22 protein-coding genes and 3 pseudogenes are annotated in these 22,624 nt (G+C 63.5%); 20 read left to right on the top strand and 5 right to left on the bottom strand.

Going from position 1 to position 22,624, the window contains the following annotated elements; all coding sequences use genetic code 11:
• The 3 genes and pseudogenes from sdhB to gltA form a co-directional block, all read left to right on the top strand.
• Nucleotides 1–102: pseudogene (gene sdhB / locus NCT32_RS14520) on the top strand (succinate dehydrogenase iron-sulfur subunit); the annotation flags it as partial.
• Between the two features lies 1 nt (nucleotide 103).
• Nucleotides 104–397, top strand: a complete 294-nt coding sequence (locus NCT32_RS14525; protein ID WP_061121605.1) for a succinate dehydrogenase assembly factor 2 — start codon at nucleotides 104–106, stop codon at nucleotides 395–397.
• A 136-nt stretch (nucleotides 398–533) separates the two neighbouring features.
• Nucleotides 534–1,835 carry a citrate synthase gene (gltA, locus tag NCT32_RS14530; RefSeq protein WP_061121604.1) on the top strand — a complete coding sequence of 434 codons (1,302 nt, stop codon included), beginning with the start codon at nucleotides 534–536 and terminating at the stop codon, nucleotides 1,833–1,835.
• 149 nt (nucleotides 1,836–1,984) lie between these two features.
• Here gltA and NCT32_RS37465 read toward each other — a convergent pair.
• A pseudogene (locus NCT32_RS37465) lies at nucleotides 1,985–2,058 on the bottom strand (type II toxin-antitoxin system PemK/MazF family toxin); the annotation flags it as partial.
• A gap of 255 nt (nucleotides 2,059–2,313) precedes the next feature.
• On the opposite strand from NCT32_RS37465, the gene leuC reads away from it, so the two are divergent.
• From leuC to NCT32_RS14615, 17 genes and pseudogenes are all read left to right on the top strand, one after another.
• Complete coding sequence (gene leuC, locus NCT32_RS14535) at nucleotides 2,314–3,723, top strand: 3-isopropylmalate dehydratase large subunit (RefSeq protein WP_061121603.1); 1,410 nt, start codon at nucleotides 2,314–2,316, stop codon at nucleotides 3,721–3,723.
• A gap of 24 nt (nucleotides 3,724–3,747) precedes the next feature.
• On the top strand, nucleotides 3,748–4,398 hold the full coding sequence (gene leuD / locus NCT32_RS14540; RefSeq protein ID WP_061121602.1) for a 3-isopropylmalate dehydratase small subunit: 651 nt from the start codon (nucleotides 3,748–3,750) through the stop codon (nucleotides 4,396–4,398).
• A gap of 30 nt (nucleotides 4,399–4,428) precedes the next feature.
• Complete coding sequence (gene leuB, locus NCT32_RS14545) at nucleotides 4,429–5,496, top strand: 3-isopropylmalate dehydrogenase (protein ID WP_250477270.1); 1,068 nt, start codon at nucleotides 4,429–4,431, stop codon at nucleotides 5,494–5,496.
• A 107-nt stretch (nucleotides 5,497–5,603) separates the two neighbouring features.
• On the top strand, nucleotides 5,604–5,798 hold the full coding sequence (locus NCT32_RS14550) for a hypothetical protein (protein ID WP_143756446.1): 195 nt from the start codon (nucleotides 5,604–5,606) through the stop codon (nucleotides 5,796–5,798).
• Nucleotides 5,799–5,880: 82 nt separating this feature from the next.
• Nucleotides 5,881–7,002: an aspartate-semialdehyde dehydrogenase gene (asd, locus tag NCT32_RS14555; RefSeq protein WP_061121600.1), complete on the top strand. Its 1,122-nt coding sequence runs from the start codon at nucleotides 5,881–5,883 to the stop codon at nucleotides 7,000–7,002.
• 226 nt (nucleotides 7,003–7,228) lie between these two features.
• Complete coding sequence (locus tag NCT32_RS14560) at nucleotides 7,229–9,277, top strand: FimV/HubP family polar landmark protein (RefSeq protein ID WP_250490421.1); 2,049 nt, start codon at nucleotides 7,229–7,231, stop codon at nucleotides 9,275–9,277.
• 2 nt (nucleotides 9,278–9,279) lie between these two features.
• Nucleotides 9,280–10,083: a tRNA pseudouridine(38-40) synthase TruA gene (gene truA / locus NCT32_RS14565; RefSeq protein WP_061121598.1), complete on the top strand. Its 804-nt coding sequence runs from the start codon at nucleotides 9,280–9,282 to the stop codon at nucleotides 10,081–10,083.
• Nucleotides 10,080–10,748, top strand: coding sequence for a phosphoribosylanthranilate isomerase (locus tag NCT32_RS14570; RefSeq protein WP_061121608.1), 669 nt, complete (start codon nucleotides 10,080–10,082; stop codon nucleotides 10,746–10,748). Before truA ends, NCT32_RS14570 begins: the two co-directional genes overlap by 4 nt.
• Nucleotides 10,749–10,797: 49 nt before the next feature.
• Nucleotides 10,798–11,991 (top strand): tryptophan synthase subunit beta, encoded by a 1,194-nt coding sequence (gene trpB, locus NCT32_RS14575; RefSeq protein WP_061121597.1) that lies wholly within the window; start codon nucleotides 10,798–10,800, stop codon nucleotides 11,989–11,991.
• Nucleotides 11,992–12,002: 11 nt separating this feature from the next.
• The gene (locus NCT32_RS14580; RefSeq protein ID WP_061121596.1) at nucleotides 12,003–12,881 is read left to right on the top strand and encodes a site-specific DNA-methyltransferase; all 879 of its coding nucleotides are present in this window, start codon (nucleotides 12,003–12,005) and stop codon (nucleotides 12,879–12,881) included.
• Nucleotides 12,882–12,956: 75 nt separating this feature from the next.
• Nucleotides 12,957–13,760 (top strand): tryptophan synthase subunit alpha, encoded by an 804-nt coding sequence (gene trpA / locus NCT32_RS14585; protein ID WP_061121595.1) that lies wholly within the window; start codon nucleotides 12,957–12,959, stop codon nucleotides 13,758–13,760.
• A gap of 70 nt (nucleotides 13,761–13,830) precedes the next feature.
• Nucleotides 13,831–14,703, top strand: coding sequence for an acetyl-CoA carboxylase, carboxyltransferase subunit beta (gene accD, locus NCT32_RS14590; protein ID WP_035511203.1), 873 nt, complete (start codon nucleotides 13,831–13,833; stop codon nucleotides 14,701–14,703).
• Between the two features lie 76 nt (nucleotides 14,704–14,779).
• Nucleotides 14,780–16,090 (top strand): bifunctional tetrahydrofolate synthase/dihydrofolate synthase, encoded by a 1,311-nt coding sequence (gene folC / locus NCT32_RS14595; protein ID WP_061121594.1) that lies wholly within the window; start codon nucleotides 14,780–14,782, stop codon nucleotides 16,088–16,090.
• A gap of 41 nt (nucleotides 16,091–16,131) precedes the next feature.
• The gene (locus NCT32_RS14600; protein WP_061121593.1) at nucleotides 16,132–17,001 is read left to right on the top strand and encodes an SPOR domain-containing protein; all 870 of its coding nucleotides are present in this window, start codon (nucleotides 16,132–16,134) and stop codon (nucleotides 16,999–17,001) included.
• A 9-nt stretch (nucleotides 17,002–17,010) separates the two neighbouring features.
• Nucleotides 17,011–17,544, top strand: a complete 534-nt coding sequence (locus NCT32_RS14605; protein ID WP_250477272.1) for a CvpA family protein — start codon at nucleotides 17,011–17,013, stop codon at nucleotides 17,542–17,544.
• A 143-nt stretch (nucleotides 17,545–17,687) separates the two neighbouring features.
• Entirely contained in the window at nucleotides 17,688–19,235 is a 1,548-nt protein-coding gene (gene purF, locus NCT32_RS14610; protein ID WP_061121591.1) for an amidophosphoribosyltransferase, read from the top strand.
• Nucleotides 19,236–19,364: 129 nt separating this feature from the next.
• Nucleotides 19,365–19,561: pseudogene (locus NCT32_RS14615) on the top strand (PLP-dependent transferase); the annotation flags it as partial.
• Here the strand turns inward: NCT32_RS14615 and NCT32_RS14620 are convergent.
• The 4 genes from NCT32_RS14620 to NCT32_RS14635 form a co-directional block, all read right to left on the bottom strand.
• Entirely contained in the window at nucleotides 19,558–20,331 is a 774-nt protein-coding gene (locus NCT32_RS14620; RefSeq protein ID WP_061121589.1) for an AraC family transcriptional regulator, read from the bottom strand. The pseudogene NCT32_RS14615 and the gene NCT32_RS14620 overlap by 4 nt on opposite strands.
• Nucleotides 20,332–20,342: 11 nt before the next feature.
• Nucleotides 20,343–20,684 carry an FKBP-type peptidyl-prolyl cis-trans isomerase gene (locus NCT32_RS14625; RefSeq protein WP_035502329.1) on the bottom strand — a complete coding sequence of 114 codons (342 nt, stop codon included), beginning with the start codon at nucleotides 20,682–20,684 and terminating at the stop codon, nucleotides 20,343–20,345.
• Nucleotides 20,685–20,781: 97 nt separating this feature from the next.
• Nucleotides 20,782–22,197 carry a hypothetical protein gene (locus tag NCT32_RS14630; RefSeq protein ID WP_061121588.1) on the bottom strand — a complete coding sequence of 472 codons (1,416 nt, stop codon included), beginning with the start codon at nucleotides 22,195–22,197 and terminating at the stop codon, nucleotides 20,782–20,784.
• A gap of 119 nt (nucleotides 22,198–22,316) precedes the next feature.
• Entirely contained in the window at nucleotides 22,317–22,577 is a 261-nt protein-coding gene (locus tag NCT32_RS14635) for a hypothetical protein (RefSeq protein WP_143756445.1), read from the bottom strand.
• Nucleotides 22,578–22,624 lie beyond the last annotated feature (47 nt).

The raw sequence follows: 22,624 nt of genomic DNA on the forward strand, positions 1-22,624 counted from the left end.
TGCCATACGATCATGAATTGCGTCGACGTGTGCCCCAAGGGGCTCAATCCGACCAAGGCGATCGGCAAGATCAAGGAATTGATGGTGCGCCGCGCTGTCTGAGATGGGCTATGTGATGGTCGACAATCAAGACAACTCGCATCAGTCCGATCCCCTTCGCCGGGCGCGCCTTCGCTGGCGCGCACGGCGCGGCCTGCTGGAAAACGATCTGATCTTCGATCGCTTCTTCAGCCGATATGAGCATGACCTCAGTGACGCCGACGTGGCCGCATTGACCCGCCTGCTGGAGCTGAGCGACAACGAACTGATGGACTTGCTGCTGGCGCGCACGGAGCCTGAAGGCGACCTCGCGACGCCGGACGTAATCCGCCTGCTGGACATGCTGCGCACCGTGTGATTTCAGCAGGAATTCGCGGAGTTTTGCAAAATAGGCCTGTTGCAGTGCACACAGGCCGATCGAACAGTTTTGCCGCGCAGCTTCCGTCGTGCAAATTATCGAAAACCTGTATCCATACTTCGATTGAGGATGTGCTATGACCCCGTCAGATGTTAAAGCCACGCTATCGTTCAGCGACAACTCGCCGAGCGTCGAAATGCCGATCTACAAGGGCACGATGGGCCCGGACGTGATCGACATCCGCAAGCTGTACGGTCAGACCGGCAAGTTCACGTATGACCCGGGCTTCATGTCGACGGCGGCGTGCAATTCCGCGATCACGTACATCGACGGCGACAAGGGCGAGCTGCTGTACCGCGGCTACCCGATCGAGCAGCTGGCCGTGAATGCCGACTTTCTCGAGACCTGCTATCTGCTGCTGAAGGGCGAACTGCCGAACGTGGCGCAGAACAAGGAATTCGTGGACACGGTCACGCGTCACACGATGGTGCACGAGCAGATGCACTTCTTCTTCCGCGGCTTCCGTCGCGACGCGCACCCGATGGCGGTATTGACGGCGGCGGTGGGCGCGCTTTCGGCGTTCTATCACGACTCGCTGAACATCAACGATCCGCGCCACCGTGAAGTGTCGGCCATTCGCATGATCGCGAAGCTGCCGACGCTCGTTGCGATGGCATACAAGTTCAGCATCGGCCAGCCGTTTGTCTATCCGAAGAACGAACTGTCGTACAGCGCGAACTTCATGCACATGATGTTCTCGAACCCGTGCGAAGAGTACAAGGTCAACGACGTGCTCGTGCGCGCGCTCGACCGCATCCTGATCCTGCACGCGGACCACGAGCAGAACGCGTCGACCTCGACGGTGCGTCTCGCGGGTTCGTCGGGCGCCAACCCGTTCGCGTGCATCGCGGCCGGTATCGCGTGTCTGTGGGGCCCGGCGCATGGCGGCGCGAACGAAGCCGCACTGAACATGCTCGAAGAGATCGGCTCGGTCGACCACATCCCCGAGTTCATCAAGCAGGTGAAGGACAAGAATTCGGGCGTGAAGCTGATGGGCTTCGGTCACCGCGTGTACAAGAACTACGACCCGCGTGCGAAGCTGATGCGCGAAACGTGCCACGAAGTGCTGAACGAACTCGGCCTGCACGACGATCCGCTCTTCAAGCTCGCGATGGAACTGGAAAAGATCGCACTGGAAGATGAATACTTCGTGTCGCGCAAGCTGTACCCGAACGTCGACTTCTACTCGGGCATCGTGCAGCGCGCGCTGGGGATCCCGACGTCGATGTTCACGTGCATCTTCGCGATGGCGCGTACGGTCGGCTGGATCGCGCAGTGGAACGAAATGATCGCGGATCCGGAGCAGAAGATTGGCCGTCCGCGTCAGTTGTTCATCGGTCAGACGCCGCGTGAAGTGAAGCCGTTGGCGAAGCGGTAAGCCGAATCGGATTTGAGATTGATGTGAAGGCCCCGGCGGGTGACTGCCGGGGCTTTCTGCTTTTGAGCGGTTGATCTTAGTCTCGCAATGTAAGAGGCGCGTTCGATGCGCCTTGTCTGCGACGGCTTTCTTTCCCGACGAGACGACGTGCCTTTCGAAGTCATCGGCGCCACGATGACCGTCCGCAAATGGTCGTGCATTTCCGAGGCGAAACCACGACGCAAGTACCCAGACCGTCGCGTAGCCAAGCGCATACTGTGCGTACGGCACGATGCCGCGCTGGACAGCCGACCGAACGGCGTAGCCGGGTAGTTCCCATCCGGGTACTGGTACCACCACAATAACCCTATGTTTTTAATAAGTTTTTCCGGGTAGCGTAGTACCCGCGGCGTACCAGGAAGTGGCATAATCGCCGGACAAGCTGCCGGCCCTGCCGCCAGCAAAACTTTCCCCGCAGTCACATACGAAAGCGCTCACCATGGCACAGACTCTCTACGACAAACTGTGGAACACGCATGTGATCCACACGGAAGAGGACGGCACCTCGATCCTCTACATCGACCGTCACCTGCTGCATGAAGTGACGAGCCCGCAGGCCTTCGAGGGCCTGAAGCTGGCCGAGCGCCCGGTGTGGCGAATCAGCGCGAATCTGGCAGTGTCCGATCACAACGTCCCGACCACCGACCGCTCGCACGGCATCGCCGATCCCGTTTCGAAGCTCCAAGTCGATACGCTCGACGCGAACTGCGATAGCTTCGGCATCACGCAGTTCAAGATGAACGATCTGCGCCAGGGGATCGTGCACATCATCGGGCCGGAGCAGGGCGCGACGCTGCCCGGCATGACCATCGTCTGCGGCGACTCGCACACGTCCACGCACGGCGCGTTCGGCGCGCTCGCGCACGGCATCGGCACGTCGGAAGTGGAACACGTGCTCGCCACGCAAACGCTCTTGCAGAAGAAGAGCAAGAACATGCTCGTGAAGGTCGAAGGCACGTTGCCGCGCGGCTGCACGGCGAAGGACATCGTGCTCGCGATCATCGGCAAGATCGGCACGGCGGGCGGCACGGGTTACGCGATCGAGTTCGGCGGCTCGACCATCCGCGCCTTGTCGATGGAAGGCCGCATGACCGTCTGCAACATGGCGATCGAAGCGGGCGCGCGCGCCGGCATGGTCGCGGTCGACGATACGACCATCAATTACCTGAAGGACCGTCCGTACTCGCCGCAGGGCGTGGAATGGAATCAGGCGGTCGAATACTGGCGCCAGTTCAAGTCGGATCCGGACGCGCAGTTCGATCGCGTCGTCGAATTGAACGCGGCCGAGATCGTGCCGCAAGTGACGTGGGGCACGTCGCCCGAAATGGTCACGTCTATCGACGGCCGTGTGCCCGATCCCGAGAAGGAAAAGGACCCGGTCAAGCGCGACGCGATGGAGCGGGCGCTGACCTATATGGCGTTGCAGCCGAACACGCCGATCGAATCGATCAAGCCGGACAAGATTTTCATCGGCTCGTGCACGAACGCCCGTATCGAAGACCTGCGCGCGGCCGCTTATGTCGTGAAGTCGCTGGGCAAGCGCGTCGCGTCGAACATTCGTCTCGCGATGGTGGTGCCGGGCTCGGGTCTCGTGAAGGCGCAGGCCGAGCGCGAAGGCCTCGACAAGATTTTCACGAACGCCGGCTTCGAATGGCGCGAGCCGGGCTGCTCGATGTGTCTCGCAATGAACGCCGACAGGCTGGAGGCGGGCGAGCGCTGCGCATCGACGTCGAACCGCAACTTCGAGGGCCGTCAGGGCGCGGGCGGTCGCACGCACCTCGTGAGCCCCGCGATGGCCGCCGCCGCCGCGATCGAAGGCCACTTCGTCGACGTGCGCAAGCTTGCGTGATCAAACGGGATACAGAGAAAGATCATGGAAAAATTCATTGTGCATAGCGGCCTCGTTGCGCCGCTCGATCGCGAGAACGTGGACACGGACGCGATCATCCCGAAGCAGTTCCTGAAGTCGATCAAGCGGACCGGTTTCGGCCCGAACGCGTTCGACGAATGGCGTTATCTCGATGTCGGCGAGCCCGGCCAGGACAACAGCAAGCGTCCGCTCAATCCGGACTTCGTGCTGAATCAGCCGCGTTATCAGGGCGCATCGATTCTGCTCACGCGCAAGAACTTCGGCTGCGGGAGCTCGCGTGAGCACGCGCCGTGGGCGCTGGATCAATACGGCTTTCGCGCGATCATCGCGCCGAGCTTCGCGGACATCTTCTACAACAACTGCTTCAAGAACGGCCTGCTGCCGGTCGTGTTGACGGAGCAGCAAGTCGACAAGCTGTTCAACGAAACGTACGCGTTCGTCGGTTTCCAGTTGACGATCGATCTCGAAGCGCAAGTCGTGCGCACGGGCGACGGCACCGAGTACGCATTCGACGTGCCGGGCTTTCGCAAGTACTGCCTGCTGAACGGCTTCGACGATATCGGCCTCACGCTGCGTCATGCCGACAAGATTCGCCAATACGAGGCGGAACGCCTGGCGAAGCAGCCGTGGCTGAATAACCGGCTCGTCGGATAAATCGAATAACGATCACGGAAGGAAGAGACGATGAAGATTGCAGTATTGCCCGGCGACGGGATCGGTCCGGAAATCACCGCCGAAGCAGTCAAGGTGCTGAACGCGCTCGGCGAGAAGTTCGAGCTGGAAGAAGCGCCGGTCGGCGGCGCAGGTTATGAGGCGAAGGGCCATCCGCTGCCCGACTCGACGCTGGCGCTCGCGAAGGAAGCCGACGCGATCCTGTTCGGCGCGGTCGGCGACTGGAAATACGACAAGCTGGAGCGCGCGCTACGTCCCGAGCAGGCGATCCTCGGCCTGCGCAAGCATCTGCAACTCTTCGCGAACTTCCGTCCGGCGATCTGCTATGCGCAACTGACGGGCGCGTCGTCGCTCAAAGCCGAAATCGTGTCCGGCCTCGACATCCTGATCGTGCGCGAGCTCAATGGCGATATCTATTTCGGCGCGCCGCGCGGCTTGCGCGAAGCGCCGGACGGCCCGTTTGCCGGCGCAAAGGAAGGCTTCGACACGATGCGCTATTCCGAGCCCGAAGTGCGCCGCATCGCGCACGTCGCGTTTCAGGCGGCGCAGAAGCGCCAGAAGAAGCTGACGAGCGTCGACAAGGCCAACGTGCTGGAAACGTCGCAATTGTGGCGCGACACGATGATCGACGTCGCCAGGGAGTATCCGGACGTCGAGCTGTCGCACATGTACGTCGACAACGCCGCGATGCAGCTCGTGAAAGCGCCGAAGGCGTTCGATGTCGTCGTGACCGGCAACATGTTCGGCGACATCCTGTCCGACGAAGCCGCGATGCTCACGGGTTCCATCGGCATGTTGCCGTCGGCGTCGCTCGACAAGGACAACAAGGGCCTGTACGAGCCGTCGCACGGCTCCGCGCCGGATATTGCGGGCAAGGGCGTGGCCAACCCGCTCGCGACCATTCTGTCCGCCGCGATGATGCTGCGCTACTCGCTCGGCAAGACCGAGCAGGCGGACCGCATCGAAAGCGCGGTGAAGAAGGTGCTGGAGCAGGGCTATCGCACCGGCGATATCGCGACGGCGGACGGCCGGATCGTCGGCACGAAGGAAATGGGCGATGCAGTGCTGAAGGCGCTGTAATCGCCGGAAAGACGATCGGCGGTTGCAGGCAAAAGAGCGGCCGATCGTCTCTTTTTACCGATGTTCAAGCACGATCCGTACGATTTTAAGAGCCGCACCGCAAGCGCGTGACGAAAACATCGGGTTATCGTGTATATTCTTTGGTCATGGCGAAGAACACTCAATTCTCTCTGGATTCCATCGGACGCGGCTCATCTGCCGTCGCGACGGAACTCGCCATCGGCACGCGCATCGTGGCTATCAACGCCACGGCTAAAACGCGCATTACGAAAATCTCCATCAAATCGATCACGATTCGCTGATCGTCCCTCGTGTCCGAGCGTCTTCCCCGCGCGGCCACGCCGGGTAAAGATGCGGGGAAGCGTCCACAGTCAAAGGTTAGTCATGAACGTAGGTCTCGTTGGTTGGCGCGGTATGGTCGGCAGCGTCCTGATGCAACGCATGCAGCAGGAAGGCGATTTCGACCTGATCGAACCGGTGTTCTTCAGCACCAGCAATGCGGGCGGCAACGCGCCGTCGTTCGCCAAAAACGAGACGAAGCTCAAGGACGCGACGAGCATCGACGATCTGAAAAAGTGCGACGCCATCATCACGTGCCAGGGCGGCGACTACACCAACGAGGTGTATCCGAAGCTGCGCGCGGCGGGCTGGAAAGGCTACTGGATCGACGCGGCCTCGGCGCTGCGCATGAAGGACGACGCGGTCATCATCCTCGATCCGGTCAACCTGAACGTCATCAAGGATTCGCTCGTGAAGCGCGGCCGTGACTTCATCGGCGGCAATTGCACGGTCAGCCTGATGCTGATGGCGCTCGGCGGCCTGTTCCGCGAGAACCTCGTCGAGTGGACGACCGCAATGACATACCAGGCCGCCTCGGGCGCGGGCGCGCAGAACATGCGCGAGCTGCTCCAGCAGATGGGCGTGCTCTACGGTTCCGCGAAGGAAGATCTGGCCGATCCTTCATCCGCGATTCTCGACATCGACCGCCGCGTGCTCGCCGCGATGAACGGCGAGCGCATGCCCGTCGACAACTTCGGCGTGCCGCTCGCGGGCTCGCTGATTCCGTGGATCGACAAGGATCTCGGCAACGGCATGTCGAAGGAAGAGTGGAAGGGCGGCGCCGAAACCAACAAGATTCTCGGCAAGCCGGCAATGGGCACGCCGGGCTCGATCCCAGTCGATGGCCTTTGTGTGCGGATCGGCGCGATGCGCTGCCACTCGCAGGCGCTCACCATCAAGCTCACGAAGGACGTGCCGCTGGACGAAGTGCACGGCATCCTTGCTTCGGCGAACGACTGGGTGAAGGTGGTGCCGAACGAGCGCGAAGCATCGGTTCGCGATCTGTCGCCCGCGGTCGTCACGGGCACGCTGACGGTGCCCGTCGGCCGTCTGCGCAAGCTGGCGATGGGCGGCGAGTATCTGTCGGCATTTACTGTCGGCGATCAACTGTTGTGGGGCGCGGCCGAACCGCTGCGCCGCATGCTGCGCATTCTGCTCGACAAGTAAAGTAAACTACGCGCCTGGAAGCGCGTGCCAAACCCAAAAGCGTCGCGTTCTCGCGGCGCTTTTTGTTTTTGCGCAGTTTTTATTGCAAAGCCGGTTTTTCGTTGGTTTTGCGCCGTATGTTTCAATTTTTGCCGTACCCGGAGCCTCAATGATCCAACGACCACGCCGGTCTCTCCTTTTGTCATCGCGTGCGGCGTGCGCCGCGGCAACTTTCGCGGTATGCGCGATGTTTTGGGCGAATCCTGGCGATGCGCTCGCTCAGGCAAGCGACGCCGCCGCTCCCGCCGCAACGGGGCAGACATACGCGGTCAAGCCCGGACAATCGCTTAGCGACGTTGCTGGCCAACTCACCGGATCGAAGGATCGTGACGTTCGCGCGAAGGCGGCGCGTGCGCTGTTCGACGCCAATCCGAACGCGTTCTCAAATCACGATATCAACAAGCTGAAGCTCGGAGCGGTACTGAACGTGCCTGCCGATCTGAGCGGTGCGGTGGCTTCGAGCGTCGCGTCGGCGCCGGAAGCGCAGCAGAATCAGCCTGCAGAAGCCCCGGCGCCAGTGTCGGAGAGCGCGGGCGCGATAGCGTCGGATGCGGCGCCGGCATCGGCCGTCGAGCCGCAAGCGAGCGCAACGGCGGCGCAGGAATCGACCACGCCCGAGCCGGCATCGGCAAGCACCACGCCCGCAAGCGCACCCGCTGCGGCGGCGCCCGCGCCGGCCAGCGACAACCGCACCGGCAGCGGCGCGACCGCGGCGACCATCGGACTATCGCCGCTCGTCGTCGCCATCGTGATCGCCGTGGGTGCTTTCCTGCTATTCAGAATGCGACGCGGGAAGAAACGGCAGGCCGCTGCAAGTAACGAGGACGTCGATCGCGCGCCGAGGACGTTTGCAAGTCTGGAAGAAGCACAGGCCGACGCCGCCGCGCGCAATGAAGCGATGCGCCGAGCGCGCGAGGCATCGACGGCAGGATCGGCTGCCAGCGCTGCGGGGAAACCATCCGAGCCTGACCGGTCCGGACTGGCGGCCGCCGCCACGAGCGTCGAGCACGCCGAAGCGGCTCAGCCGCCCGCCGCCCCTTCCGAGGATCAACCTCCGCCGGCGACCGGGGCGAAGCCGGCCACCGAGTCCGCTGCAGCGCCCGGCCACGCGAACCGACCTGTACGCGAAGAGCCGTTCGCGCCGCTAGCGCCGGCGGCCCGTCATCCTGATTTCTTGCCGCCGATCGGCGCAGCGGAAACGCAAGAGCAGCCCGAACACCTCGCCCAGCACGAGCGTGAGAGCGCGGCGCGCGAAGCGGCGCGTCGTGAAGCCGAGAAATGGGAAATCGAGGAGCGCGAAGCCGCGGCGCGCCAGGCCGCCTTACAGGAAGCCGAAGAGCGTGAGATTCACGCGCGCGAAGCCGCCGCGCGGGAAGCGCTCGCACGCGATCTGGCCGACCGCGAGGCCGGGCAGCGCGAGGCCGAGTTGCGCCAGGTCACCGAGCGCGAAGATCAGGCGCGCGAGGCTGCGGCCCGCGAGATCATCGCGCGCGAGGCCGAACTGCGCGAACTGCAGGCGCGTGCGGCCGAAGAGCAAGCGGCCGAGCATCGCGCCGCAGAGCAGCGCGACATCGAGGAACAGGCGGCGCGCGAAGCGGAAAAATCGGGTATTGCGCCGGATGAAGAGCCGGCGGTTGCGCACCGTTTTCCGATGCCGAAGTTCCCGCAGGATGCGATTCACGCGCTTGGCTCGCTCGAAATGGAACTGCCGCCGCGCATGGAACTGTCGATCAAGCCGCCTGGCGCGAGGGAGCAGGAGCCGGCGACGTCGTCGCTGCCCGCCGATGCGCCGTCGCCCGAATCACGCCTCGGAGCGCTGCAGCCGCCCCCGACTGGCCCGCAGCCGATCGAGCAGGTGCCCTTCGTTCCGCAGCCGGTAGCACAGACGGACGCGGCGCGGCATACGCAAACGCAGCGGCAGTCCGCGGCCGCGCAGATCGAAGCGGGCACGGCTGGCGCGGCTTCGGTCGCCGGCCTCGGCGCGACGAGATTCGGGCCGCTCAGCCTGGACTTCGATCTCGGGCGCGCGTCGAGCGCCACCGAGCCGCTGCCCGCGCTGACGCCCGCGCAACTCGCGACGATCGCGCGCAACAAGCTCGAATTGGCGGCGGAATACATCGAGTTGGGCGATCTTTCGGGCGCGCGCACGCTGTTGCAGGAAGTGATCGAATCGAACGATCCCGCGACGCGCCAGCAGGCGGCCACGCTCCTCTCGACGCTCGCCCCGCATTCCTGAAGATGCGCATCGCTTTAGGCATTCAGTACGATGGCTCGGCGTTTTGCGGCTGGCAGTCTCAACCGCACGGCAAGACGGTGCAGAACGAACTGGAGCGCGCGCTCGCGGAATTCGCGCAGACGCCGCTTTCTACCGTCGTCGCCGGACGCACGGATACGGGTGTGCACGGTCTCGGCCAGGTCGTCCATTTCGACACCGAACTCGATCGCACCGAATTCTCGTGGGTCCGCGGCACGAACGCGTTTTTGCCCGATACCGTCGCCGTGCAATGGGCAAAGCCGATGCCCGATGACTTCCACGCCCGCTTCGCCGCGTTCGAGCGCACGTATTTTTACGTTCTCTATGTCAATCCGGTGCGCTCGCCGATGCTGGCGAAACGCGCGGGCTGGGTACACACGCCGCTGGACGTCGACGCGATGCGCGATTCGGTCGCCTGCCTGATCGGCGAGCACGATTTTTCGTCGTTCCGCGCGGCCGATTGTCAATCGAAGACGCCCGTGAAGCACCTCTATCAGATCGACGTGCGCGAGCAGGGTGATTTCATTCACTTTCGCTTTCGCGCCAACGCGTTCCTGCATCACATGGTGCGCAATCTGATGGGGTGCCTCGTCGCGATCGGACGCGGCCGTCATCCGGTTTCGTGGATGGCCGATGTCCTCGCCGCCCGCGACCGCCGTGCCGCCGCGCCGACCTTCATGCCGGACGGCCTGTATCTGGCCGAGGTCGGCTATCCTGAACACTTCGCGGTGCCGCCGCCGCATATCGCCAGCATGCCCTGGAGCGCCATGTGGGCAGAGCCGAAATGACCGAACGAGATTTGCATCGCACCCGCATCAAGCTATGCGGACTTTCGCGCGTAGAAGACGTGCAGCACGCCATCGCACTCGGCGCGGACGCCGTGGGCTTCGTGTTCTATCCGCCGAGCCCGCGCTCGGTGAGCGTCGCGCAGGCGGTCGAGCTGGCGCGGCACGTGCCGCCGCTCGTGTCATCCGTCGGGCTTTTCGTCAATGCGACGCCGGAATGGATTCGCGAAGTCACGTCCAATGTGCCGCTTTCGCTGCTGCAGTTTCATGGCGACGAAACCCCCCAGCAGTGCGAGGAACTTGCAGCAGTTGCGGGTTTATCCTATTGGCGCGCACTGCGAATTGGGCCTGATGCGTCCACAAGCCATTTGATAGAATCGTCTCTCAAGTTCAAAGCCGCAGGCGGCCTTCTTCTCGACGCTCTCGTCGAGGGCTTCGGCGGCGGTGGAAAGGTATTCGATTGGTCACTTATCCCAACAGATCTCGGGCATCGGGCCGTTTTGAGTGGTGGGTTGAACGCGCAAAACGTCAGTGACGCCATTCGGCGTGTGCGCCCGTACGCGGTCGATGTCTCGAGCGGCATCGAGGTGCCGGGCGCCAAGGGCGTGAAGGATCCCGCCCGAATGGCGGCATTCGTGCGCGCAGTGCGCGAAGCGGATGCCGGGTGATGTGGAACGTGAGCCGCGCTGTCGGCCACGTAACCGAGAGAGTGACGCAATGTACGATTTGCCAGACGAAAGAGGCCACTTCGGCCAATATGGAGGCGTGTTCGTCTCCGAAACGCTCATCCACGCGCTAGATGAACTGCGCGTCGCGTATGAAGCAGCACAGAAAGATCCCGAGTTTCTCGCCGAATACGAGTACGAGCTCAAGCATTACGTCGGCCGTCCGTCGCCGATTTATCACGCGAAGCGCTGGAGCGACATGCTCGGCGGAGCGCAGCTCTATCTGAAGCGCGAGGATCTGAATCATACCGGCGCGCACAAGGTGAATAACGTAATCGGCCAGGCGCTGCTCGCCCGCAAGATGGGCAAGCCGCGCGTGATCGCCGAGACTGGCGCGGGCCAGCACGGCGTGGCGACTGCGACCATCGCCGCGCGCTTCGGCATGGAGTGCGTGGTCTATATGGGCGCAGAGGACGTGCGCCGTCAGGCCGCGAACGTGTATCGCATGAAGCTGCTCGGCGCGACGGTCGTTCCTGTCGAATCCGGCTCGAAGACGCTCAAGGATGCGCTGAACGAAGCCATGCGCGACTGGGTGACGAACGTCGAGAACACCTTCTACATCATCGGCACTGTCGCGGGTCCGCACCCTTATCCGATGATGGTGCGCGACTTCCAGCGCGTGATCGGCGACGAATGCCGCGTGCAGATGCCCGAAATGACGGGCCGTCAGCCCGATGCGGTCATCGCGTGCGTTGGGGGCGGATCGAACGCGATGGGCATTTTTTATCCGTATATCGACGACAAAGGCGTCAAATTGATTGGCGTGGAAGCGGCGGGCGATGGCATCGATACGGGCCGCCACGCGGCGTCGCTCATGGGCGGCAGTCCCGGCGTGCTCCACGGCAACCGCACCTATCTGCTGCAGGATGAAAACGGCCAGATCATCGAGACGCATTCGGTCTCGGCGGGTCTCGATTATCCGGGCGTCGGCCCCGAGCACGCGTGGCTGAAGGACGCTGGACGCGCGGAGTATGTCGGCATCACGGACGACGAAGCGCTCAAAGCCTTCCACGACTGCTGCCGTATCGAGGGCATCATCCCGGCGCTCGAGTCGAGCCACGCGCTCGCTTACGGCGCGAAGCTCGCGAAAACGCTGCCGCGTGACAAGGTGCTGCTCGTCAATTTGTCGGGCCGGGGCGACAAGGACATGCATACGGTCGCCGAGCGATCGGGCATCCAGTTCTGAGCACCTGACCGATGCGCACCGTTATCGACGAGCCGTTGTCCGTCGGCGCCCTCCAGAGCGCCGGCAGCGACATCCGCAATCGCGATTTCCTGACCGATGCCGAACACATTCCCGATGCGTCGATCGATCTGATCGTCGCGGACCCGCCCTATGGTCTGGGCAAGGACTACGGGAACGATTCGGACATGCTGTCGGGCGACGCTTTTCTCGAGTGGACCTATCGCTGGCTGAGTCTGGCGATCCCGAAGCTCAAGCCGAGCGGCTCGCTTTACATCTTCTGCACCTGGCAATACTCGCCCGAACTGTTCGTGTTCCTGAAGCGCCGTCTCCTGATGATCAACGAGATCGTCTGGGACCGGCGCGTGCCGAGCATGGGCGGAACGACGCGTAAATTTACGTCAGTGCACGATAACATCGGCTATTTTGCGGTATCGAAGGACTATTACTTCGATCTCGATCCGGTGCGCATCCCCTACGACGCAGAGACGAAAAAGGCACGCTCGCGCAAGATTTTCGAAGGCAGCAAGTGGCTCGAGCTCGGCTATAACCCGAAGGATGTCTGGTCCATTTCCCGTCTGCATCGGCAGCACGCCGAGCGGGTGGATCATCCGACGCAAAAGCCGCTGGAGATCGTCGAGCGCATGGTGCTCGCGAGTTGTCCCCCCGGCGGCCGGGTGCTCGATCCGTTCATGGGCAGCGGCACGACGGCGGTCGCATGCGCGCGTCACGGCCGGCAGTTCACGGGCTACGAGATCAACGCCGAGTACTGCGCAATCGCGGAAGGCCGCATCGCCGAAGCGCGGGCCGCACGCCTCAAGCCCGAGGAGCCCGTGCGCGCGCGTCGCAAGACGCTCGCGACGACCGATACCGCTGCGCAAGCGGCCGAATAGCGCTTTTTTCGTCGCTAATCGCGTCAGACGTCGACCAGGCGTCTGACGTCAACGAATACGTTCAAGAGAATTCCCATGTCCCGTATCAAGAACACGTTTGCGGCGCTGGCCGCGCAGGGCAAGAAAGGGCTGATTCCGTTCATCACCGCGGGCGACCCGAATCCGGAGCAGACCGTGGAGTTCATGCACGCACTCGCCAAGGGCGGCGCGGACGTCATAGAACTGGGCGTACCGTTTTCCGATCCGATGGCCGACGGCCCCGTGATCCAGCGTTCGTCCGAGCGCTCGCTCGCTCGCGGCGTAACGCTCAAGAGCGTGCTGGCCGACGTCAAGCGCTTCCGTCAGACCGACGACAAAACGCCAGTCGTGCTGATGGGCTATGCGAATCCGATCGAGCGCATGGGCGCGGACGCTTTTGCGAAAGCCGCGCAGGAAGCGGGCGTCGACGGCGTGCTGGTGGTCGATTACCCGCCCGAGGAGGCCGAGAGCTTCGGCGCGTCCATGCGCGCGGCCGGCATCGATCCGATCTTCCTGCTCGCGCCGACCTCCACGGACGAACGGGTCGCGGCGGTCGGCAAGATCGCGAGCGGCTATGTTTACTACGTATCGCTGAAAGGCGTGACCGGCGCGGCAAATCTGGACGTTTCCAGCATCGCGAGTAAAATCCCGGCCATCAAGTCGCATGTGCCCCTGCCGGTTGGCGTCGGGTTCGGCATTCGCGACGCCCAAACCGCGCGTGCCGTCGCCGATGTCGCGGACGCCGTCGTCATCGGCAGCCGCCTCGTGCAATTGCTCGAAGAGGCGAAGCCGGACGCCGCGGCCGCGTCACTGACGAGCTTCATTGCCGAAGTTCGTCAGGCACTCGACGCCGCACAGTAAAATACGCGCCGCCGCGGGCCGTCCGATTCGGACGTGCGCCGCGCGGCGACCGATCAGTCAAGGAAAAACGATGAGCTGGCTCGACAAACTGCTGCCGCCGAAGATCAAGCAAACGGATCCCAAGAGCCGCAAAGGCATCCCCGAGGGCCTCTGGGTGAAGTGCCCGTCGTGCGAGGCGGTGCTGTATCGCAACGACGTCGAGGCGAACCTGCATGTCTGCCCGAAGTGCAGCCATCACATGCGCATTGGCGCGCGCGAGCGGCTCGACCGCCTGCTCGATCCGGAAGGCCGCTACGAAATCGGCCAGGAAGTCGTGCCGGTCGATGCGCTCAAGTTCAAGGACAGCCGTAAGTATCCGGATCGCATCAAGGAAGCGATGGAGGATACCGACGAAACCGACGCGATGGTCGTCATGGGCGGCGCGATCCACACGATTCCGTGCGTCGTCGCGTGCTTCGAGTTCTCGTTCATGGGCGGCTCGATGGGCTCGGTGGTCGGCGAGCGCTTTGTGCGCGGCGCGCGCAATGCGATCGAGCAGAACGTGCCGTTCATCTGCTTCACGGCGTCCGGCGGCGCGCGCATGCAGGAAAGCCTGCTTTCGCTGATGCAAATGGCCAAGACCACAGCGCTCCTGACCAGACTGTCGGATGCGAAGCTGCCGTTCATTTCCGTGCTGACCGACCCGACGATGGGCGGTGTCTCCGCGAGCTTCGCCTTTCTCGGCGATGTCGTGATCGGCGAGCCGAAGGCGCTGATCGGCTTCGCCGGCCCGCGCGTGATCGAGCAGACCGTGCGCGAAAAGCTGCCGGAAGGCTTCCAGCGCGCCGAATTCCTGCTGCAGAAGGGCGCCATCGACATGATCGTGGATCGCCGCAAGATGCGCGAAGAACTTGCCCAATTGATGGCGCTGATGACGCGGCAACCCGCCGATTCCGTCGCCTGAATCGCTGATATGCAGCGCTGCGCCGCGCGAGAGCCCTGAGGTTCCGCGCGGCGTTTTGCTTTTCCCCATCTCGAACATGAACACTTTCCCCACCCTCGACGCCTGGCTGGCTCATCTGGAAGCAGCGCATCCGGTCGGCATCGACATGGGCCTGACGCGTATCGGCAAGGTGAAGGACGCGCTCGGCCTGCATTTCGACTGCCCGGTCATCACCGTCGGCGGTACGAATGGCAAAGGCTCGACGTGCGCGATCATCGAAACGATCCTGCTGCGCGCGGGTTATCGCGTCGGCTGCCATACCTCGCCGCACCTGCTTTCGTTCAACGAGCGTGCGCGCATCGACGGCGCCGAGGCGAGCGACGCCGATCTGCTCCAACATTTCGAGGCGGTGGAAAAGGCGCGCGCGAGCCTGCCCGAACCGGTTTCGCTGACTTACTTCGAATTCACGACGCTCGCGATCCTGCATCTTTTCGCATCGCGCGGGCTCGATGCCGTGATTCTGGAAGTCGGGCTCGGCGGACGTCTGGACGCGGTGAATATCGTCGATACGGATTGCGCGGTGATCACGAGCATCGACATCGACCATACCGATTATCTCGGCGACACGCGCGAGAAGATCGGCTTCGAGAAGGCGGGCATTTTCCGGCCGGGCAAGCCCGCTGTGTGCGGCGACCCGTCGCCGCCGCAAAGCCTGATCGATCATGCGCAGGCGATCGGCGCGGATCTTTGGCTCGTCGGACGGGACTTCCGCTATGAAGCGCAGCCGGGCAACGAGCGCCAGCAATGGAGCTATATCGGCCGCGAGCAGCGGCGCCCGGCGCTGGCGTATCCCGCACTGCGCGGCGCGAATCAGCTGATCAACACGGCGGCGGCGCTGGCCGCGCTCGAATCGTTGCGTGATCGCTTGCCCGTTTCGGCTCAGGATATTCGCCTCGGACTCGCCAATGTCGAACTGCCGGGCCGCTTCCAGGTGCTGCCGGGAAAGCCGCAAATCATTCTCGATGTTGCGCACAATCCCCACGCTGCCGCCGTTTTGTCGCAAAATCTCGGCAACATGGGCTATTTTCCGTACACGTACGCGGTGTTCGGCGCGATGGGCGACAAGGACATCGAAGGCGTCGTGAAGCAGTTGACGAGCGAGATCGACCACTGGAACGTCACCGCGCTGCCCACGCCGCGCGCCGCGTCGGCGGAGCAACTGGAGCACGCATTGCGCGACGCCGGTGTCAACGACGGCCCGGACAGCAGCGTTTCTAGCTTCGAAACGCCAGCCGCAGCTTTTCAAGATGCGTTAAGGCGCGCGTCCGAAAATGATAGAATCGTCGTTTTTGGCAGTTTCTACACGGTAGCCGGCGTGATGGCCTACCGTCGAACGCAGCATAACTAGCGCCATCATCCAGACGGTCGGCCGTCAGCACCAAGCGATACATGGGACTCTTTTCGTTCGGCAAGAAAGACGACTCCGGTCGCGACGCATACTCCGATTCCTCGCGCGGCTCGCGTCACACCGTCCGTACCGAGCGCCGCACGCGCCGTTCGGAGCGCACCGACGCCGACGCGATGATGCTCGATCCCACCCTGCCCGAGAAACAGCGCGCGCGCCGCAGGCTTGTCGGCGCGATCGCGCTGGTGCTGGCCGCCGTCATCGTCCTGCCTATGGTGCTGGATTCGCGTCCGAAGCCCGTGACCGACGACATTTCCATCGATATTCCCAATCGCCCGTCGCCTGCCGCGAAACAATCACGCGACGCGACCGAGGCGGACACGCAAGCCGGCGTCGCGCATGATGCGCCGGCGGGCGCTTCGAGCAGCGTTTCCGCTGGCGCGACGCAGCCGCAGGCCGCTGCGGCCGCCGCTACGGCACAACCGAAGCCCGAAGCAACGGAACAGCCGAAGCCCGAAACGAAGGCGCAAGCCAGGACTGAAGCGAAGCCGTCGAAGCCTGCCGCCGCCGCAAGCCAGAACGCGAAGCAGCAGGCCACGGAACCGTCCGAGGAAGACAACGCAAACACCGCCGCGAACGCAGCCGCAGGCGCGGCGAATACGCCGTCGTCGCCGGCGGGCAGCCGTTTCGTGCTGCAAATCGGCCAGTTCGACGACGAAACCGCCGCGCAGAACTGGGTCAACAAATTGAAGTCTGCGGGTGTGCCCGCATATCTCGAACATCGCAAGCAGTCGGATGGCGCGACCAAATCGCTGTTGCGCGCGGGTCCGTTCCCCGATCGCGCGTCGGCGCAGGCGGCCCTCGTAAAGGTGCGCCAGGCCGGCCTCGGCGGCGGCACTCGCTCATCGAATTAAGCAGATTTGATGTTCACCGCTTTCGACTACGGCGTGATGGCTGTGATTGGTCTGTCCGCGCTTCGCGGCATGTGGCGCGGCCTGTTGGCCGAGGCCTTCGGTCTGGTCGGCTGGATTGCCGCCATTCTGATCGCAGGGCGCTTCGTCGGGCTCGTCGTGCCGTATATTCCGTCGACATGGCCCGGCGGCGCGCTCACGCAATGGCTCGTGGCGTTTCTGCTGGTGGTTGCGGCGGTGCTGCTCATATCGAGCGTGCTATCGGCGCTTTTGACGCGCATCACGGAAGTGACCGGCCTGCGCGGTGTGGATCGCTCCCTGGGCTTGCTGTTCGGCCTCGTGAGAGGCGCTATATTGGTAGTGGTTCTGGTCGCACTGGCTGGCCTGACCGAACTGCCGGAAAAGGATTTTTGGCGCAATGCGCTGCTGCGGCCGATGGCCGAGCAGGGCGTGCGCGAATTGAAACCGCTGCTCCCCGATACGCTCGCCGCGTATGTGCACGTCGCTCGCGAACCGAGCGGCCTGGCGCCAGCCGCCGCACAATAGACGCAAGGCCCGCTACACGAGGAATGCGCGACGGCTCGATGACGCTTCGGCCCGGCCTCGATACGGCCAAATAATGAGAGAAGCGTCGATGAGATCCGGGCAACGCCTTGTCTACCCGTTTCGACTCTTTGAAGGACCATGCCATGTGCGGCATCGTAGGTGTAGTTTCCCAGACCCCCGTCAATCAGCTGATCTATGACAGCCTGCTCCTGCTCCAGCATCGCGGGCAGGATGCGGCGGGCATCGCCACGGCGAACGGCAACAACTTCCACATGCATAAGGCCAACGGCATGGTGCGCGACGTGTTCCGCACGCGCAACATGCGCAGCTTGCCGGGCAATGTCGGCATCGGCCAGGTGCGTTATCCGACCGCCGGTTCGGCATCGAGCGAGGAAGAAGCACAGCCGTTCTACGTGAACGCGCCGTTCGGCATCATCCTCGCGCATAACGGCAACCTCACGAACTGGATGCAGCTGAAGGACGAGATGTTCCGGATCGATCGCCGGCACATCAACACCGCGTCCGACACCGAAGTGCTTCTCAACGTGTTCGCGCACGAACTGCAACTGGCGAGTTCGGGGCTCCAGCTCGACGCCGCCGCACTGTGGAAGGCCGTCGCGGGCGTGCATCGTCGCGTGAAGGGGTCGTATGCAATCGTGTCGCTGATCGCGGGCTATGGGCTCGTGGCGTTCCGCGATCCGTTCGGCATCCGCCCGCTCGTGCTCGGCAAGCTGGAGACGGCGACGGGCGTCGAGTGGATGGTCGCGTCGGAGTCGGTGGCGATCGAAGGCATCGGCTTCGAGTTCGTGCGCGATGTCGAGCCGGGCGAAGCGATCTTCATCGACGCAGAAGGCAATCTGCACAACCATCAATGCGCCGAAAAGCCCGAACTCAACCCCTGCATCTTCGAGCTCGTGTATCTCGCGCGTCCGGACTCGTGCCTCGATGGCGTGCCGGTCTACAACGCGCGTCTGCGCATGGGCGATTATCTCGCCGAGAAGATCAAGCGCGTGCTGCCCGATGTGCCGATTGACGTCGTGATGCCGATTCCGGATTCGTCGCGCCCCGCCGCGATGCAGGTGGCCGCGAAGCTCGGCGTCGAGTATCGCGAGGGCTTCTTCAAGAACCGCTACGTGGGCCGCACCTTCATCATGCCGGGTCAGGCTGTGCGCAAGAAGTCGGTGCGCCAGAAGCTGAACGCGATGGGCATCGAGTTCAAGGGCAAGAACGTGCTGATCGTCGACGATTCCATCGTGCGCGGCACGACCTCGCATGAAATCGTGCAGATGGCGCGCGACGCCGGCGCGAACAAGGTGATCTTCGCGTCCGCTGCGCCGCCGGTGAAGTTCCCGAACGTGTACGGCATCGACATGCCGACGCGCGGCGAACTCGTCGCGCACGGCCGCAGCGATGAGGAAGTGGCGCGCATGATCGGCGCGGACTATCTCGTCTACCAGGACGTGGAAGACCTGAAGAGTGCGATCCGCGACATCAACCCGGCGCTGAAGGAATTCGAAGCATCGTGCTTCGACGGCAACTACATCACCGGCGATGTGACGACCGATTATCTCGATCGCATCGAAACCGCGCGCCTCGCGCCGCAGTCGCAATCGGACCGCGACGCGGCGAGCGAAGCGCAAGAGGGCGGCATGACGCGCTCACAGTTGCATCTGCAACTATCGGTCGAGTAAGTCTTCAGCGCTTCATGAGAGCCCGCTTCGTCTGCAAGGACCAAGCGGGCTTTTTGCGTTTGGAGCCTGAAAACAGGGGAGAAAAACATGGACGACAACCTCGGCTTCGACACGCTCGCCGTGCGCGCCGGTACCAGACTGTGCTCGATCACCGGCAATCTCGGCGACACGCGCACGACGATCACGCATCTCTCGACGACGACGCAGGGGCGCCTCACATCCGAGCTGCGCGAAGCCGCCGGCATACGCGAAGGCCTGATTCGTCTTGCGGTAGTCTCGAAGATCCTGCGGCTATACGCGCCGATCTGGCGCGCGGTCTGGGTTAGGCGTCGCGCGGCGACTTGAAGCCGCCATTGCGCCATTGCCCCGGCGAAATGCCGAAGCGTTTCGAGAACGCGTGCGTGAAGGCGCTTTGATCGGCGAAGCCGACATCGAGTGCGATATCGGTGAGCGTCGGGCGCGGGTCGGCGAGCAGCGTGAGCGCCGTGTCGAGCCGCAGCCGATGCAGATAGCGATGCGGCGTCTCGCCGAACGCCTCATTGAAGAGCTGATGAAAGCGGCGCATGCCGAAGCCGCAATGCACGGCGAGATCGGCGATGCGCAGCGGCTCGGATAGATGCAGACGCAACCATCGGTCGATGCGCGCGAAGTCGAGCCCGCGCATCATGTCGATGGAATCGTCGGTGTCGTGCATCAGCGCGCCGCATAGATGCGCGGCCGCCTGCCATGCGAAACGATCGGAGAAAGGCGTATCGCCGCTCGCACGACGGGCGACCTCGGCGACTGCCTGCGTGACGCGCGAGTCGATCGCGACCGCGCGCGCCCGCTCGAAGTATCGCTCGGGCACCGCGACAGACGTGGCCGGCAGATCGATCACGAGCTGGCGATTATCGCCGTCGGCCCAGTAGTCGTGGCGCGCGCCTGCCGGGATGATCCAGGCGCCGCTGCAATCGATGCGTGCGCCGTTGCCATCGACGGCCATCTCCATCGACCCGTCGAGACCGAGCACGATCTGATGAAAGTCGTGCACGTCCGACGCTTGCGCAGCCTCATAGCGGCGCAGCGACACGGCGGGACGATGAAGCGGCGCGCTCATGCCGTTGTCGCTCAGACGTCCAGCAATTCCACTTCGAACACGAGCGTGGCGTTCGGCGGGATCACGCCGCCTGCGCCGCGCGCGCCGTAGCCGAGTTGCGGCGGGATCGTGAGACGGCGCACGCCGCCGACCTTCATGCCCTGCACGCCTTCGTCCCAGCCCTTGATGACCATGCCGCCGCCCAGCACGAAGGCGAACGGGTCGTTGCGGTCCTTGCTCGAATCGAATTTCTGGCCGTCCGTGAGCCAGCCCGTGTAGTGCACGCTGACCGTCTTGCCTGCGACGGCTTCAGCGCCTTCGCCAACGGTGACGTCTTCGTATTTGAGACCGGAATCGGTCGTGACAATCGACATGGTTGCTCCCTGGTTGCCCGGCCATCGACGATGGATGGCCGGTGGTCGAAACCGACATTGTAGAACGTCGCCAGGAGCGGGGCGCGGCGCGCAGGCCTCAGAGATGGCGGCCACGCGGGCCGAAGCGCGAGCCGATGCGCGTGGCGATGTCCGGTCTCACGTGCCTGCCGATCGCGGTGCCGATCGACGCGCCATCCTGCGCCTCCTGCCTCGCGGCCGCGGCAGCCCTGTCGCCGTCGTGCTGCCTCGCGAGCTTGAGCGCGCGCACGCGCACGTACGCCATCGCGACCAGCGTCCAGGGCGCGAGATAGGCGAACTCGGGCACGGAGACCATCATCATCGTCCAGGTCGCCGCGCAGCACTGACGCAGCGCCATGCCACGGGGATCCCAGTCGAGCCTGAACGCCGGATAAAGCATCAGCGTGCTGATGAAGACCGTGCCGACGACACCCGTATTGACGAGCAGCGTCGAGAACAGATCGGTCGAGCGGATATAGCCGAAGCCGATGCCGAAGATCTGATTGAGCGGCGACGCATCGACCCACAGGCGCATCGACTGGAGGAACAGCAGCGAGCGGTCCGAGCCCGATTCGGTTTTCTGTTCGAGCTTGTCCGTGACCATCTGCTTGAAGAGATCCGCGATGTAATCCTGCAGCAGATAGGCGATCACGCACAGCACGAAGAGCCCGATCAGCGCCTTGACCGGATTGATGCCGAGCTTGCGCACGCGGATGATCGAATACACGGCATAGCCGATCAGCACCGTCGACGAGGTGGTCATCAAAAGCGACAGGCCGATGACCCATACGGGCCAGCGCACGCGCGAGGTCGCGTTGAAGTAGACCCAGAACGGGAAGATGGACATCGCGTACATCGACGGCTCGCCGGTGAGCGCTTTAAGGCGCTGGATCGGAATGCCTTTGATGTTGATCTGCTGGAACGAGCTGCCGTTCACCGTGCCGTCGGAGCGCACGATGCCCTTGCCGAACTGATCGCCGAATGCGCGGTTCGAGATGAAGTCGCCCGGCTGGCCGGTGGCGATGTAATAGGCCACTTCGAATATGCCGTACAGCGCGAACAGCGTGACGGCGGCGAGCAGCCACTGGTCCCACGTCGGCTTGTAGTAGTGGTACACGTAAGCCGCATAGAGCACGACCGCCGCCACATAGAGGGACTGCGTGAACATGCTCTTGCGCATGATGAACGTGAAGGGATCGGTGTCGTCGACGAGCACGATCTTGCTGAAGTCGGGATCGAACGGGGCCATCACGTCAGCGAGCTGCGACGTGCAGAGCATCAGCAGCCACACGACGACCGCCGCGCCCAGGAAATGCATCCAGCTCTTGCGCGCGCGCCCGCCGAAGAGCAGCACGAGCGGCACGGAGAGGAAGCACATCAGATAGCCGATCGTCGTGCCCTGAATCGAAGGCATGACGAGGAACGACGTCACCGGCATCGCGAAGGCCCAGATTCGGTAGTAGAGGTCGGTCAGCGCCGCTTTTTCTTTCATCATCGAAGGTTGGATGGGCCCGCTTCAAAGCGGACTGTCAGTCGTTATCAGGTCGGTGCCGAATAAGGCGTGAATCAAGGCAATCAATACGCTTGCCGGCTCGATCATCGCGGCCTATCCGCTCAGGCTCGGCGGCGAAACGTCGCCAGCATGGCGAGCAGGATCACGAGCATCGAACGCGACGGCATGCGTGGCGCCTCTGCGAGCGGTGCCTGCTCGACGACGAGGCGCGGCGCCGGAGCGGGCGCGGGCGCCGGTATGGGTACCGTTTTGCGCACTCGATGAAAGTCGCAATGCGGACACACGTTCAGGCCCACAGCCACCTGCCTGCGGCAGCGCGGGCATTGCACGAGCCGCTTCCCGAACGAAAAAGGTCCGCTCATATGCGTCTCTCTCATCGACCCCGTTGACGACGCGAGTGCATCGCCAT

This window comes from Caballeronia sp. INML2, from assembly GCF_023631365.1.
In the GTDB taxonomy this organism is placed as follows: Bacteria; Pseudomonadota; Gammaproteobacteria; order Burkholderiales; family Burkholderiaceae; genus Caballeronia; species Caballeronia turbans.

What these genes read in the sequence shown, in the direction of transcription:
- NCT32_RS14525 (WP_061121605.1), top strand. Translation starts at nt 104, where the DNA reads ATGGGCTATGTGATGGTCGACAATCAAGACAACTCGCATCAGTCCGAT.
- gltA (WP_061121604.1), top strand. Translation starts at nt 534, where the DNA reads ATGACCCCGTCAGATGTTAAAGCCACGCTATCGTTCAGCGACAACTCG.
- leuC (WP_061121603.1), top strand. Translation starts at nt 2,314, where the DNA reads ATGGCACAGACTCTCTACGACAAACTGTGGAACACGCATGTGATCCAC.
- leuD (WP_061121602.1), top strand. Translation starts at nt 3,748, where the DNA reads ATGGAAAAATTCATTGTGCATAGCGGCCTCGTTGCGCCGCTCGATCGC.
- leuB (WP_250477270.1), top strand. Translation starts at nt 4,429, where the DNA reads ATGAAGATTGCAGTATTGCCCGGCGACGGGATCGGTCCGGAAATCACC.
- asd (WP_061121600.1), top strand. Translation starts at nt 5,881, where the DNA reads ATGAACGTAGGTCTCGTTGGTTGGCGCGGTATGGTCGGCAGCGTCCTG.
- NCT32_RS14560 (WP_250490421.1), top strand. Translation starts at nt 7,229, where the DNA reads ATGTTTTGGGCGAATCCTGGCGATGCGCTCGCTCAGGCAAGCGACGCC.
- truA (WP_061121598.1), top strand. Translation starts at nt 9,280, where the DNA reads ATGCGCATCGCTTTAGGCATTCAGTACGATGGCTCGGCGTTTTGCGGC.
- NCT32_RS14570 (WP_061121608.1), top strand. Translation starts at nt 10,080, where the DNA reads ATGACCGAACGAGATTTGCATCGCACCCGCATCAAGCTATGCGGACTT.
- trpB (WP_061121597.1), top strand. Translation starts at nt 10,798, where the DNA reads ATGTACGATTTGCCAGACGAAAGAGGCCACTTCGGCCAATATGGAGGC.
- NCT32_RS14580 (WP_061121596.1), top strand. Translation starts at nt 12,003, where the DNA reads ATGCGCACCGTTATCGACGAGCCGTTGTCCGTCGGCGCCCTCCAGAGC.
- trpA (WP_061121595.1), top strand. Translation starts at nt 12,957, where the DNA reads ATGTCCCGTATCAAGAACACGTTTGCGGCGCTGGCCGCGCAGGGCAAG.
- accD (WP_035511203.1), top strand. Translation starts at nt 13,831, where the DNA reads ATGAGCTGGCTCGACAAACTGCTGCCGCCGAAGATCAAGCAAACGGAT.
- folC (WP_061121594.1), top strand. Translation starts at nt 14,780, where the DNA reads ATGAACACTTTCCCCACCCTCGACGCCTGGCTGGCTCATCTGGAAGCA.
- NCT32_RS14600 (WP_061121593.1), top strand. Translation starts at nt 16,132, where the DNA reads ATGGGACTCTTTTCGTTCGGCAAGAAAGACGACTCCGGTCGCGACGCA.
- NCT32_RS14605 (WP_250477272.1), top strand. Translation starts at nt 17,011, where the DNA reads ATGTTCACCGCTTTCGACTACGGCGTGATGGCTGTGATTGGTCTGTCC.
- purF (WP_061121591.1), top strand. Translation starts at nt 17,688, where the DNA reads ATGTGCGGCATCGTAGGTGTAGTTTCCCAGACCCCCGTCAATCAGCTG.
- NCT32_RS14620 (WP_061121589.1), bottom strand. Translation starts at nt 20,331, where the DNA reads ATGAGCGCGCCGCTTCATCGTCCCGCCGTGTCGCTGCGCCGCTATGAG.
- NCT32_RS14625 (WP_035502329.1), bottom strand. Translation starts at nt 20,684, where the DNA reads ATGTCGATTGTCACGACCGATTCCGGTCTCAAATACGAAGACGTCACC.
- NCT32_RS14630 (WP_061121588.1), bottom strand. Translation starts at nt 22,197, where the DNA reads ATGATGAAAGAAAAAGCGGCGCTGACCGACCTCTACTACCGAATCTGG.
- NCT32_RS14635 (WP_143756445.1), bottom strand. Translation starts at nt 22,577, where the DNA reads ATGAGCGGACCTTTTTCGTTCGGGAAGCGGCTCGTGCAATGCCCGCGC.